This window comes from Aeromonas sp. MTB, from assembly GCF_056632455.1.
In genome coordinates, this window is the sequence record NZ_CP147026.1 from 2287627 (window position 1) to 2300315 (window position 12689).

Annotated in this window: 12 protein-coding genes; 5 read left to right on the top strand and 7 right to left on the bottom strand. The window is 58.9% G+C overall.

Annotated features, from left to right (window positions below):
• The first annotated feature begins 57 nt into the window (after positions 1-57).
• Positions 58-1191 carry a class Ia ribonucleoside-diphosphate reductase subunit beta gene (gene nrdB / locus WBR25_RS10525; protein WP_005336708.1) on the top strand — a complete coding sequence of 378 codons (1134 nt, stop codon included), beginning with the start codon at positions 58-60 and terminating at the stop codon, positions 1189-1191.
• Entirely contained in the window at positions 1188-1511 is a 324-nt protein-coding gene (yfaE, locus tag WBR25_RS10530) for a class I ribonucleotide reductase maintenance protein YfaE (protein ID WP_429106676.1), read from the top strand. Before nrdB ends, yfaE begins: the two co-directional genes overlap by 4 nt.
• A gap of 119 nt (positions 1512-1630) precedes the next feature.
• Here the strand turns inward: yfaE and mltA are convergent, their stop codons facing one another.
• On the bottom strand, positions 1631-2782 hold the full coding sequence (gene mltA, locus WBR25_RS10535) for a murein transglycosylase A (protein ID WP_021230068.1): 1152 nt from the start codon (positions 2780-2782) through the stop codon (positions 1631-1633).
• 150 nt (positions 2783-2932) lie between these two features.
• On the opposite strand from mltA, the gene WBR25_RS10540 reads away from it, so the two are divergent.
• Positions 2933-3184, top strand: coding sequence for a DUF1289 domain-containing protein (locus WBR25_RS10540; protein ID WP_429106674.1), 252 nt, complete (start codon positions 2933-2935; stop codon positions 3182-3184).
• 132 nt (positions 3185-3316) lie between these two features.
• Here WBR25_RS10540 and WBR25_RS10545 read toward each other — a convergent pair whose 3' ends face one another.
• The 4 genes from WBR25_RS10545 to apbC form a co-directional block, all read right to left on the bottom strand.
• Positions 3317-4786, bottom strand: a complete 1470-nt coding sequence (locus WBR25_RS10545) for an inorganic phosphate transporter (protein ID WP_021230067.1) — start codon at positions 4784-4786, stop codon at positions 3317-3319.
• A 377-nt stretch (positions 4787-5163) separates the two neighbouring features.
• Entirely contained in the window at positions 5164-5745 is a 582-nt protein-coding gene (dcd, locus tag WBR25_RS10550) for a dCTP deaminase (protein WP_005336719.1), read from the bottom strand.
• A 63-nt stretch (positions 5746-5808) separates the two neighbouring features.
• Positions 5809-6453: a uridine kinase gene (gene udk, locus WBR25_RS10555; RefSeq protein WP_005345570.1), complete on the bottom strand. Its 645-nt coding sequence runs from the start codon at positions 6451-6453 to the stop codon at positions 5809-5811.
• 110 nt (positions 6454-6563) lie between these two features.
• Positions 6564-7646, bottom strand: coding sequence for an iron-sulfur cluster carrier protein ApbC (gene apbC / locus WBR25_RS10560; protein ID WP_479749833.1), 1083 nt, complete (start codon positions 7644-7646; stop codon positions 6564-6566).
• A 186-nt stretch (positions 7647-7832) separates the two neighbouring features.
• On the opposite strand from apbC, the gene metG reads away from it, so the two are divergent.
• Complete coding sequence (metG, locus tag WBR25_RS10565) at positions 7833-9866, top strand: methionine--tRNA ligase (RefSeq protein WP_429106672.1); 2034 nt, start codon at positions 7833-7835, stop codon at positions 9864-9866.
• Positions 9867-10007: 141 nt separating this feature from the next.
• On the opposite strand, the gene WBR25_RS10570 is transcribed toward metG, so the two are convergent.
• Together WBR25_RS10570 and WBR25_RS10575 are read right to left on the bottom strand one after the other, a co-directional pair.
• The gene (locus WBR25_RS10570; protein WP_429106670.1) at positions 10008-10874 is read right to left on the bottom strand and encodes a CHAD domain-containing protein; all 867 of its coding nucleotides are present in this window, start codon (positions 10872-10874) and stop codon (positions 10008-10010) included.
• A gap of 15 nt (positions 10875-10889) precedes the next feature.
• The gene (locus tag WBR25_RS10575) at positions 10890-11162 is read right to left on the bottom strand and encodes an acylphosphatase (RefSeq protein WP_005345583.1); all 273 of its coding nucleotides are present in this window, start codon (positions 11160-11162) and stop codon (positions 10890-10892) included.
• A gap of 82 nt (positions 11163-11244) precedes the next feature.
• Here WBR25_RS10575 and WBR25_RS10580 point away from each other — a divergent pair, with 82 nt between their 5' ends.
• Complete coding sequence (locus tag WBR25_RS10580; RefSeq protein ID WP_429106669.1) at positions 11245-12675, top strand: methyl-accepting chemotaxis protein; 1431 nt, start codon at positions 11245-11247, stop codon at positions 12673-12675.
• The last annotated feature ends 14 nt before the right edge of the window (positions 12676-12689 follow it).

Below are 12689 nucleotides of genomic sequence, written 5' to 3' on the forward strand. Positions count from 1 at the left end.
GGCGGGAGCATGAAGCTCCCGCTCTCCTGTTTTCTCTATTCACATATTCTGGTAACCATGGCCTATTCAACTTTCTGCCAAACCCAAAACGACCAGCTCAAAGAGCCGATGTTTTTTGGCCAATCGGTCAACGTAGCCCGTTATGATCAACAAAAGCACGAAGTGTTCGAGCGGCTGATCGAGAAGCAGCTCTCCTTCTTCTGGCGCCCGGAAGAGGTGGATGTCTCCCGTGATCGCATCGACTATCAGGCCCTGCCGCCCCACGAGCAGCACATCTTCATCTCTAACCTGAAGTACCAGACCCTGCTGGACTCCATTCAGGGCCGCAGCCCCAACGTGGCGCTGCTGCCGCTGGTCTCCATTCCGGAGCTGGAAACCTGGATTGAGACCTGGGCCTTCTCGGAGACCATCCACTCTCGCTCCTACACCCATATAATCCGCAATATCGTCAACACCCCCGCCCAGGTGTTCGACGACATCGTGACCAACGAGCAGATCTTGAAGCGCGCCGGCTCCATCAGCCACTTCTACGACGACCTGATCGAAGCGACCGCCCTCTACAACCTGCACGGTGAAGGGACCCACACCGTCGCGGGCCGCGAAGTGACCATCACCTTGCGCGAGCTCAAGAAGAAGCTCTATCTCTGCCTGATGAGCGTCAACGCGCTGGAAGCAATTCGCTTTTACGTCAGCTTCGCCTGCTCCTTTGCCTTCGCCGAGCGTGAACTGATGGAAGGCAACGCCAAGATCATCAAGATGATCGCCCGCGACGAAGCGCTGCACCTCACCGGCACCCAGCACATGCTGAACCTGATGCGCACCGGCCAGGATGACCCGGAAATGGCCGAGATCGCCGCCGAGTGCGAACAGGCCTGCTTCGAGATCTTCAAGGAAGCGGCCATTCAGGAGAAAGAGTGGGCCGAGTACCTGTTCCAGGACGGCTCCATGATCGGCCTGAACAAGGACATCCTCTGCCAGTATGTGGAGTACATCACCAACCTGCGCATGAGCGCGGTCGGCTTGCAGCCAGCCTTTGCCGGCACCAAGCAGAACCCGATCCCCTGGATCAACACCTGGCTGTCATCCGACAACGTGCAGGTCGCCCCGCAAGAGGTAGAGGTCAGCTCCTATCTGGTCGGTCAGATCGACAGCGAAGTCAATGCCGATGACCTGGGTGATTTCGAGCTGTGAGTGACGCCACCAACACGCTGACCCCTGCCCCGCACGCACCTGCCGAACAGCATGCGGTCGTGGCACCACGGGTACATACCCGGGATGGTGCCGTGCTGCACGCCCATCCCGGCGAAAGCGTGTTGGAGACCCTGCAGCGCCACGGTCATCATGTGGAATTCCAGTGTCGCAGCGGCTATTGCGGCGCCTGCCGCACTCCGCTGATGGCTGGCAAGGTGCACTATCCTGCGGTGCCCTTGGCATTTGTCGCTCAGGGGGAGTGCCTACCCTGCTGCTGCAAACCGGTCGGCGCTATCCGGCTGGATATCCAGAAGAGCTGACGCAGCCAAAGACTGGCAACTCGCACAAAATAGAAAGCCGCCGGAGCAATCCGGCGGCTTTTTTTGTCTCTTCATCTTTGCTCGGGCACACGATAACAGACGCCCAATCCATCAGAGGATTACAACCAGGGGGCGGCAGTCGGCCCGTGGTGCAGGCCCAGCTTCCAGACCCGGCCAAAGTGCTTGTAATGACCGGCCGCGACGCCAGCCTTCTCGCCCATACCGTGGTAGAGGTCGAGGTGGCCCTTCTTCACCGCCCCGCCCACATCCAGCGCAATCAACAGCCGCAGCTGGTGCTTGCCGGTCCAGTTGCCCTCTTTGTCGAGCAAGGGAACTTCGGCGAGGATCGGGGTACCCATCGGCAGCAGGGTCTTGTCGGCAGCGACGGCCGCCAGCGGCAGCAGCGGGATACCGGCCGCACCGATCACATCATTGGTCGGGCGACGCTCGAAGAAGACATAGGAGGGGTTCTGCTCCACCAGCTCCTTGACGCTCTCCTCCGGCTGGCGGTTGGCCCACTCCTTGATGGCCTTCATCGACATCTGCTCTTTGGGCACTTCACCGCGGTCGATCAGTACCCGACCGATACTCACGTAACCGTGGCCGTTCTTGCCGCTGTAGCCCAGATACTGCAGCCGATCGTCATCCCCGTAGTGGACAAATCCGGAGCCCTGCACATCCATCAGGAAGTTGTCGATAAGGGATTTGCTGTAACCCAGCTCCAGCCCGCGGTTGGCCAGGGCCCCCTGATGGATCTCGGCCCGGGTCGGACAGCGACCGCCACATTTGGGCATGGCATAGATGGGATATTTGTACTTGGCATCCGGGCGGTGGCGCACTTCCAGCACCGGCGAGTAGTAACCGGTAAAGAGCACGTTACCCATGCGATCGGCACCGCCCAGCTGAGCTAGGCTGATACCGTAACGGGTGATGTCGGCAGGGTTGCCACCGCCCGCGACCCAGCGGGAGAGCTGGTGATAGAGCTCGCCATAACGGCGGGTCATTTTGCCGGAGCGCTCCAATACCAGTCTGCTTTGCGGGCCAAACTTGCTGTAGTCGGCATGCGCACGGCTATTGACCCGCTCCACCCTCACCAGATCCTCTGGCAAGGTCCCGTCCAGATACTGCTTGCCCAGATTTTCCGGTACCTCGCAGTTAAGAAAGCATCTGTTGTCGGTCTGTTTTTTGGGCACTTCTGCTTTGTCAGAGTTGCCCGCACAACCGGCCAGTCCCAGCACTGCGGCGGTCAGCCAGTACGCGTGTTTGTTCATATGTCCTCATATAACGCCAAGAGCCATGCTCGGCGGGGAAGATGCCAAATTTGCAGGGGGAAAGCAAACGACATCAATCACTTGAAGCAGGATTTCTCCAAAGGGGATCCGCTGGGTTATAACAAGGTGACAGGGTGTACAAGGTGATGGATGGAACAGCTCGAAATATTCCCGCTGCAGAGCCCCTGCATCGGGGTCTGCGAAGTGAACAACAAGGGCTACTGCAAGGGGTGCCTGCGCAATCGCGACGAGCGTTTCAACTGGCTCACCATGACCCCTGCCCAGCAACAAGAGGTGATGCGCCTGTGCAGGGATCGCAAACGCCGGGTCGAGGCTGCGCGGCGCAAGGCTCGCGAAGGCGATCAACCTGAACCGATGCCGCAATCTGGCTGGGATTTCTGACCCGCTCCTAACATCCCTGCAAGCCATATTCCTGCGCTCACGAGACACGATCTATCCAGCATATAAAAAATGCCGCCCGATCTTTCGACCGGGCGGCATCGTCATTGTGATCCGCGTTATGAACGCAGCAGATCAACCAAACAGATGGTGGCTGACGATAAACAGGCCGCCGGAGAGCAGCATGGTCAACGGCAGGGTCAACACCCAGGCCATCAGGATGGTCTTGATAGTCTGGCTCTGCAGGCCGGATTTATTGGCAATCATGGTCCCCGCCACCGCAGAAGAGAGGATGTGGGTGGTGGACACCGGCATACCGGTCAGACTGGCGACCCCGATGGAGGTAGCAGCCGTGATCTGGGCCGCAATGCCCTGGCTGTAGGTCATGCCGGTGGTGCCGATCTTCTCGCCCACGGTATGGACGATACGACGCCAACCCACCATGGTGCCGCAACCCAGCGCCAGCGCGATGGAGACGATCACCCAGGTCGGTGCATATTCAGCGGTCGCGGTCAGATCCTTGCGCCATTTGGCCAGATCGGTCAGCTCCTTGGCTGGCAGCGGCAGCTTGGCAGCCTTGCGGGCGGTGTCATCGATACAGAGCAGCAGACGACGCACTTCGCGGCGGTCGGTCAGGCTCATCTGATCATAAGTACGCACGGCACCCAGACGGGCATCCAGGGTGGCCATCGCCTGCAACACGCCATCTGCGGAGCAGTGGGTCATCAGCTCTTCCTGAGCCGTTGCCGGTGCAGAGAAGTTGATGACACCAGAGAGGGCGGACTGGTTGCGCTGGTAGATCTCCATGATGCGCTGGTTGGCATCCTGGGTCCGGTCCAGATCATAGGCGCGGCTGTTCATGTCCAGTGCGAAATAGGCTGGCGCCATACAGATCAGCACCAGCATCACCAGACCGATGCCCTTCTGGCCATCGTTGGAGCCGTGTACGAAGCTGACTCCCATAGCCGAGGCCACCAAGGTCAGACGCGCCCAGAATGGCGGGTGCTTCTTGCCATCCACCAGCTGACGCTCTTCCGGTGTTTTGTGGATCTTGTTGCTGGTCCAGATGCGCTTCATCGCCAGCAGCAGCAGCGCCGCGATGATGAAGCCGATGGTGGGAGAGATGATGAGGGAAAGCATGATGTCGATCGCTTTGCCCACGTTGATCCCTTCTGTCACCGGTTTATGGGTGATCCAGGCATAGGCGCCGCCTACCCCCAGAATGGAACCGATCAAGGTATGTGAACTGGAGGCCGGGATCCCGAAGAACCAGGTGCCCAAGTTCCACACGATGGCGGAAAACAGCAAGGAGAAGACCATGATCAACCCTTGGGTGGAGTCCATCCCAAGCAGCAGGTCGATGGGCAGCAGATGGACAATGGCATAGGCCACACCCAGACCGCCGAACATGACGCCAAAAAAGTTGAAGATCCCCGATGCAACGACCGCCAGGTGAGCTGGCATCGCCTTGGTATAGATAACCGTTGCTACCGCGTTGGCGGTATCGTGAAAGCCGTTGATAAATTCATAGGCAAGCACAAAAAAAACGGCCAATACCAAACCGATTGACCACCACAAACCCAAACCACTAAACATTTCAAACATAAAAAAAAGCCTGTTTATGAGTTGCGGCGGATTATGCCAGATGGCGGCCAACACCATAGCCACCATTGAAATATTTCAGCCATAAAAAAAAAGAGCTTTTTGGAAAAAAATATCCTAGAGCCAGTCTTCATGCGGCTTGCCATCGATTAATTAAAGCCATCAATGATTGCGGGAAAGGGCAAAAATAGCTGACAATTAAGCCAATAATTTCATTTTTATGACATTTTTATGACAGAAAAACGGGCGAAAGTGGTGATAAAACGTCCCTACCCCGCCAATCTCATCCGACCAGCACCATCAGCCCCATATCCGTTTGATTCCAGATGCAAAAAGGGAGCACCTTGTGCTCCCTTGAATCGTTGCCGTGTTGCCAGTTATCAATCCTGATTGATGCGGCTGGCAACGGCGCCCTGCTGGCTCTTGTACTTGGCATTTTCCCGCTTGTTGTAGGGACGGGCCGCGACGCCGGAGAGCATCTCGAAGTTCAAGGCGCCGATCTTCATCTTCGGGCGCAGTGCCAGCGGCAATTTGCCGCCGTTGTAGAACTCCAGCACGATGCGACCGGACCAACCCGGATCGATCCGGTGCGCCGTCACGTGCACCATCAAACCCAGGCGTGCAAGTGAAGAGCGGCCATCCAGCCAGCCGACGATATCGGCAGGCAGGGTGACGGATTCGTAGGTCACCGCCAGCGCCAGCTGACCCGGGTGAAGGTAGAAGGCTTCGCCATCGGGGATGTGGATCTCGTCACTCATCACCCGATCGATGGCATCGGCCATCTCGCTGCTCGGGCCGCTCAGGTCGATATAGGGTGCGGTATGATCGCGAAACACCCGAAACTCGTTACCCAGCAGCACATCGACACTGACACCACTGATCCGCTCTACCCCGGGCCGTGGCTCAATGACGATCTTGCCTTCATCCAGATGGCGTTCAATATCGGTATCACACAGACGCATTGGGCGACTCTCCTGACAAATTGTGCTTTTAAAAAAGCCGGGCATCACCCGGCTTGTTTCATCTTAACCAATCAACATGTGGCGGATACGCGCTTTGAGCATGTCGATGGCGATGCGGTTCTTGCCACCACGGGGCACGATCACATCGGCATACTGTTTGGACGGCTCAATAAACTGCAGGAACATCGGACGCACTGTCTTCTGGTACTGCTTAAGCACGGAGTCCATGGTACGGCCACGCTCCTGCACATCACGCACCAGACGGCGCAGCAGGCAGATGTCGAGCGGGGTATCCATAAAGATGGAGGCATCCATCAGATCCCGCAGACGGCTATCAGTCAGCAGCAGGATCCCTTCCAGAATGATCACCCGGCGCGGCGCAAACGGGGTCACTTCGCTCATCCGGGTGTGTTCGGTGTAGGAGTACTGGGGAATGGCAACCGCGTCACCTTTGACCAGCTGGCTCAGGTGCTGTACCAGCAGGTCGTGATCCAGCGCGTTAGGGTGGTCATAGTTAGTCTTGACCCGCTCTTCCATGGTCAGGTGGGTCTGATCACGGTAGTAGCAATCTTCGGTGATCACACCAATCTGACCTGCGCCCAGTTCGGCCACCAGCTCTTCATAAATGGTCTGGGCTATAAGACTTTTGCCAGACGCAGATGCGCCCGCAATACCGATGATCACACACGAATGTTGAGTATCAGACATGACAAATACCTAAAAGAGAAGAGCAGTGGGGATGGTTTAAACCGATCCATTATATAAAAAAGGGTGGGTCATGCCCACCCTCAATTCCCTTTCAAGTGACCGACCGTCGATTATTCATCCAGCGCCATGGCATAGAGGGGGGTCGCAATCGGTTTTGCGCTGAAAAAGAGTTCAGCACCAACCCTGCGCGCCAGCTTCAAATAGGCCTGAGCCAGGCTCCCTTCCGGTGCGCCGAACACCGTCGGGCAGCCATCATCCATGTGTTGGCGGATGTCGATGTGCAGCGGCAGCTGGCCAAGCAGCGCCACTTGATACTGCTCTGCCATCTTCTGGCCGCCACCGGTACCGAATAGCGGCTCATGGTGACCACAGGCGCTGCAGACGTGGTAACTCATGTTCTCGATGATGCCAAGCACCGGCACATTGACCTTGTTGAACATGGCGATCCCCTTGCGGGCATCGGCCAGCGCCACATCTTGCGGGGTTGTGACGATCACCGCCGCCGAAGTCGGCACCTGCTGAGCCATAGTGAGCTGGATATCGCCAGTGCCCGGCGGCATGTCTACCACCAGATAATCCACCTCGCCCCAGCGGGTCTCATGGAGGATCTGCGCCAGCGCCTTGCTCGCCATCGGGCCGCGCCAGATGGTGGCATCCTGCTCGGAGACCAGATAGCCGATGCTGTTGCTCTTGAGGCCGCAGGCCATCACCGGCTCCATCAGCTTGCCGTCATGGCTGACCGGGCGCTCTGTGAGGGTGCCCATCATGGTAGGAATGGAAGGGCCATAGATATCTGCATCGAGAATGGCGACCCGCGCCCCCTCTTTTTGCAGGGCCAGCGCCAGGTTGACCGCGGTGGTGGATTTGCCCACCCCCCCCTTGCCGGAAGCAACCACGATGATGTTGCGAATGCCCTGCACGGCATTGAGGCCCTGCGCCCGCGGCATGCTGGCGACGTCAATCTCCAATGCCCAGTCGATACGGGCAGCACCGGTGGCGCTGCGCAGTCTGGCATCGTAGTTCTCTTTGAGCTGATCGAGCAGCGAGAGACCGGCAAACGGCAATACCAGCCGGATAGTAAGCCCCTGACCCTGATTGATGATCTCGCGAACGAATCCGGCATCCACCAGATCCTTGTGACAGCCTGCTGGCTTAAATTCGGCGAGGATCTGTTTTACTGAATCAATCACCATTAACTCCTCATTATCTTGTCATTATCTTGAGGTGAACGGTTACCGCACACAAATCAGTGGCTTGCCTGCCATCGTAACAGCAGGTGCTGCCAAGGTTGGCATAGCCACAACCCTAGGCAGGCTACCCCCAATTCGGGTAACATGCACGGCACTCTATCATCCCAACAAGCACATCAAGAACGTAATATGGCAACTGATCCTCGTAAAATGCTGGTAACCTGCGCCCTCCCCTATGCCAATGGCTCCATCCATCTTGGCCACATGCTGGAACATATCCAGGCCGATATCTGGGTTCGTTATCAGCGAATGCGCGGCCATCAGGTGCACTTCATCTGTGCCGATGATGCCCACGGCACCCCGATCATGCTCAAGGCACAGCAGATGGGGATCACCCCGGAAGAGATGATTGCCGCTGTCTCCAAGGAGCACCAGGCTGATTTCGCCGGGTTCAACATCAGCTTTGACAACTATCACTCCACCCACAGCGACGAAAACCGCGAGCTGGCGGAGCTGATCTATGGCCGCCTGAAAAATGGTGGCTTTATCAAGAGCCGCACCATCTCCCAGCTGTTCGATCCGGAAAAATCCATGTTCCTGCCGGACCGTTTCGTCAAGGGGACCTGCCCCAAGTGCAAATCTCCGGAGCAGTATGGCGACAACTGCGACAGCTGCGGCGCTACCTACAGCCCGACAGAGCTGATCGATCCGAAATCTGCCGTCTCCGGCGCCACTCCGGTAATGAAGGACTCCGAGCACTTCTTCTTCGACCTGCCGCAATTTGAAAAATGGCTCTCTGAGTGGGTGCGCGGCTCCGGCGCCATTCAGGAAGAGATGGCCAACAAGATGCAGGAGTGGTTCGAAAGCGGCTTGCAGCAGTGGGACATCACCCGTGACGCCCCCTACTTCGGTTTCGAAATTCCCGGCGCCCCGGGCAAGTACTTCTACGTCTGGCTGGATGCCCCCATCGGTTACATGGCCTCTTTCAAGAACCTGTGCAACAAGCGCGGCGACATCGACTTTGACAGCTACTGGAAAGCGGACTCCGATGCCGAGCTCTACCACTTCATCGGCAAGGACATCGCCTACTTCCACTGCCTGTTCTGGCCGTCCATGCTGGAAGGTGCCAACTTCCGCAAGCCGACCAAGGTCAACGTACACGGGTATGTGACCGTCAACGGCGCCAAGATGTCCAAGTCCAAGGGCACCTTTATCAAGGCATCCACCTACCTGAACCACCTGGATCCGGAGTGCCTGCGTTACTACTATGCCGCCAAGCTCAACAGCCGCATCGACGATCTGGACTTGAACCTCGAAGATTTCGTACAGCGCGTCAACGCCGATGTGGTCAACAAGTTGGTCAACCTGGCGTCGCGCAACGCCGGCTTTATCGCCAAGCGTTTTGGCGGCAAGCTGGCGGCAACCTGCGCCGAACCCGAGCTCTACGCCGAATTCGCCAACGCCCGCACCGCCATTGCCGAGGCTTATGAGAGCCGCGAGTTCAGCCGCGCCATCCGCGAGATCATGGCGCTGGCCGACAAGGCCAACCGCTATGTGGACGACAAAGCGCCCTGGGTTATCGCCAAGCAGGAAGGCGCAGATGCCGAGCTGCAAGCTGTCTGCTCCGTCGGCATCAACCTGTTCCGCGTGCTGATGGCCTACCTCAAGCCCGTCATGCCGCTGCTGGCCGAACGTGCCGAAGCCTTCCTGGCCGAAACCCTCAGCTGGGATGGCATCGAGATGCCGCTGGTCAATCACACCGTTGCGCCGTTCAAGGCCCTCTTCTCCCGCATCGAGCCGGCGAAGATTGAAGCCATGATCGAAGCATCCAAGGAAGACCTGGCCAAGGAGCAGGCACCGAAAGTGACCGGCCCGCTGGCTGATGACCCCATCAGCGAAACCATCACCTATGACGATTTTGCCAAGATTGACCTGCGCGTCGCGCTGATCAAGAAGGCCGAAGTGGTACCGGAAGCCGAGAAGCTGCTCAAGCTGCAACTGGATATCGGCGGCGAAACCCGTCAGGTGTTTGCCGGTATCAAGTCTGCCTACAACCCGGAAGATCTGGAAGGCAAGCTGACCGTGATGGTGGCCAACCTGGCGCCGCGCAAGATGCGTTTCGGCATGTCCGAAGGCATGGTGCTGGCTGCAGGCCCTGGCGGCAAGGATCTCTGGATCCTGGAGCCGCAGGAAGGCGCCCAGCCTGGTATGCGCGTCAAGTAAGCGTATCGCTGACTGCGACCACAGCCAGATAGAAGAAGAGAGGCCAAACGGCCTCTCTTTTTTGTCTCACCTGTTTGGCCTGGATAGCTTTTGTAGATGCTGATCGCGGATGGCTGCCGCCGATTGCGTGCGGCCTCGGGGCTATCCACCACCGGGATTCGCGGGCGATGCATTTTGTTCTGAATACCTGACCAGCCGACTTGGCATGTCATTCATGTTGTGGCCTGCCTGCATCGCCAGTTTGAGCGCCACCAGCTCCGCCTGCTGGCAGTCCAGTTGACGCAAACGGGTGGTGATCTTCCCCTTCAACTGCTGCCGCAATTTCGTCTGCTTGTGGGTGCCCCCCTGCTCTGCTCGCAACCTCCGCCGCCATTGCCGCCAATCCTGCAACTGGCCGAGTCGCTCCTGCCAGTGAGTCAGGGTGCTCAACCAGCCGGGATCTCCACTCCCCAGATCCAGCAACAGTTCCACGCCATAACGGGCCTGCTTGATCTCGAGGCGCAGCCGATGCCAGCGGCGCAACTGTTGCTGACGGGAGCTGGCAGATTTCCCAACGCAGGGAATAGGTTCATCGAGAGCGCTTTGCGCCTCATCAAGGCGCAGGGCCAGATGCTGCTGATAGAGGAACGCCAATGCACGCGCATCCTGCACCTGCACCACCGCCGCAAGCCAGCGGGCCAGTCGCCGTGACAACAGGGGCACACGACAGGCAGATTTGTGAGTATTGCCCGTGCTGGCAGGCGGCTTGCCAAAACGCTCGGCGTAGACCTGAGCATCCCGCAGCGCCGAGAGCCGCCCGACCGAGCGCAGCAGACGCCGCTCCAGCTCGGGATGATAGGTGAGTGGCCGCCACAGGGCGAGCAGCGCCAGCAAGCGGCGCGCCGCGATACGATAGCCATGCACGGCCGGTTCGCTGGCCTCTTCGCGCACCGCCCGCGCCGCCTCCTGATAACGGGCGACCCAGCTTGTTGCCTGAGTCAGCAACAGACCTTGTTTGTCAGCGTCCATCTCATCCCCGCCCCTTCAGTTGGTGTGAAAGCCCTGACCGGTGGGCGGCAGCGCCTCCTCATACTCCATCCGGGTCACCCTGGCGGTGCGCGGGCCATGCTCTAGCCAACCCAGCATCATCTGCACCCCCTGCGCGGGGCCGCTGATGAGGATCTCCACCGATCCATCCTCCAGGTTGTAGGCATGGCCCCGCAAACCCAGTTGCAGCGCCCGCTCACGGGTGAAATAGCGAAATCCCACCCCCTGCACCTGCCCCCACACCCGAATGACAAACGATTGCTCTCCCATTTCTCACACCTTCCGCTTAAGAAAAAATTTCCCGAGACGATAATGTGCCCGACACTCTATCTCTGCAGGATGCAGCTCCATTATGAAAGAAGTTAAATTCCGGTGGGTTGACCGCTATCTCATTCACCTCACCATCAGTGAAAAATTCCATATCGCGTTCTGGTTACCTCTCTTCATCATCGCCTTTCTCAGCTGGTATATGCTGGCGGCCAGCCATCAGCAGGAGATCTCCCTGCGGGTAGCGCAGTTGCAACAACGGGTCGAAACCACGGCGCAGCTGGTCAGCCAGCAGCCCACTCTGGTGTTGCCTGCTGATCTGCGTCTGACCCGGCAAGGCAGCAGCGGGTTGCAGCAGCAAGGAGGTCACTACCTCTTTAGCGCGCCAGCGGGTCAGGCAGGCTACGTCACCGGTGATCTCGATACCGGCAACCTCTCCATGTGGGAGGGTCAGGGCTCGACCCTGCTCCTCATCGGCGCGCTGGCCGCCCTGATGGCGCTGGTGATCCACTACATGATGACCTTTGTTTCCGGTGCGCTCTACTCCACCAACAAGGCGCTGCAAACCGTGGCGGACGGGGATCTCACCTTCCGACTCAACTTCTTCCCGGTGCGGGATGAGTTCTCAACCCTGGCGGGCAGCATCGACCGCTTTACCGACCGCCAGCACCAGATCGTCAAACTGGTGGAGGAGTCTGCCGAAGCGCTGACCATGGCCGCCGACGAGTTTCGTGACCATGCCCGCGAAGGCGAGACCATGGCGCGTTCCCAGCGCCAGCACATGGATTCGCTGGCCACCGCCATGGAGCAGATGTCGGCGGCGATCCGCGAAGTGGCGCGCAATGCCAACGACACCCTGCAGCAGACCCGCCAGTCGAGCGAAGAGGCAGCCAATGGCGCCAACCGGGTAGCCCGCACCATCGAAGCGATCCGCACCCTGGCAGACGAAATTGGCAACGCCTCCGGCGCAGTCGAGCGCCTGACCCACAACGCCAACCGGATCAACGAGGTGGTCAACGTCATCAACGCCATCTCCCAGCAGACCAACTTGTTGGCCCTCAACGCCGCCATCGAAGCGGCCCGTGCCGGTGAGCAGGGTCGCGGCTTTGCGGTGGTAGCTGATGAGGTGCGTACCCTCGCCAGCCGTACCCAGCAGGCGACGGTGGAGATCCAGCAGATGATCGAAGAGCTGCAGACCGGTACTGGCGCGCTGAACGAGATCATGGAGAAAACCGTGGGGCGTGCCGCCAGCAGCCAGCAGCTCATCAGCGAGGTGGGGCTCGATATCGAGAAGCTGAGCAACCACAGCGATGCGGTACTGGAGATGAGTACCCAGATCGCCACCTCCAGCGAAGAGCAGAGCTCGGTCGCCGCCGAGATCACCCACAATCTGGATCAGGTACGCCATGAAGCGGCGCAGGTGGAGGAGTCTGCCAGCGCCTCGGTGGCTGGCACGCAAGGGCTCAAAGCCACCGCCAGCGAACTGACCCAGGCACTCAAGGGGATCACTCTCTGACGCTGCCGAATAGC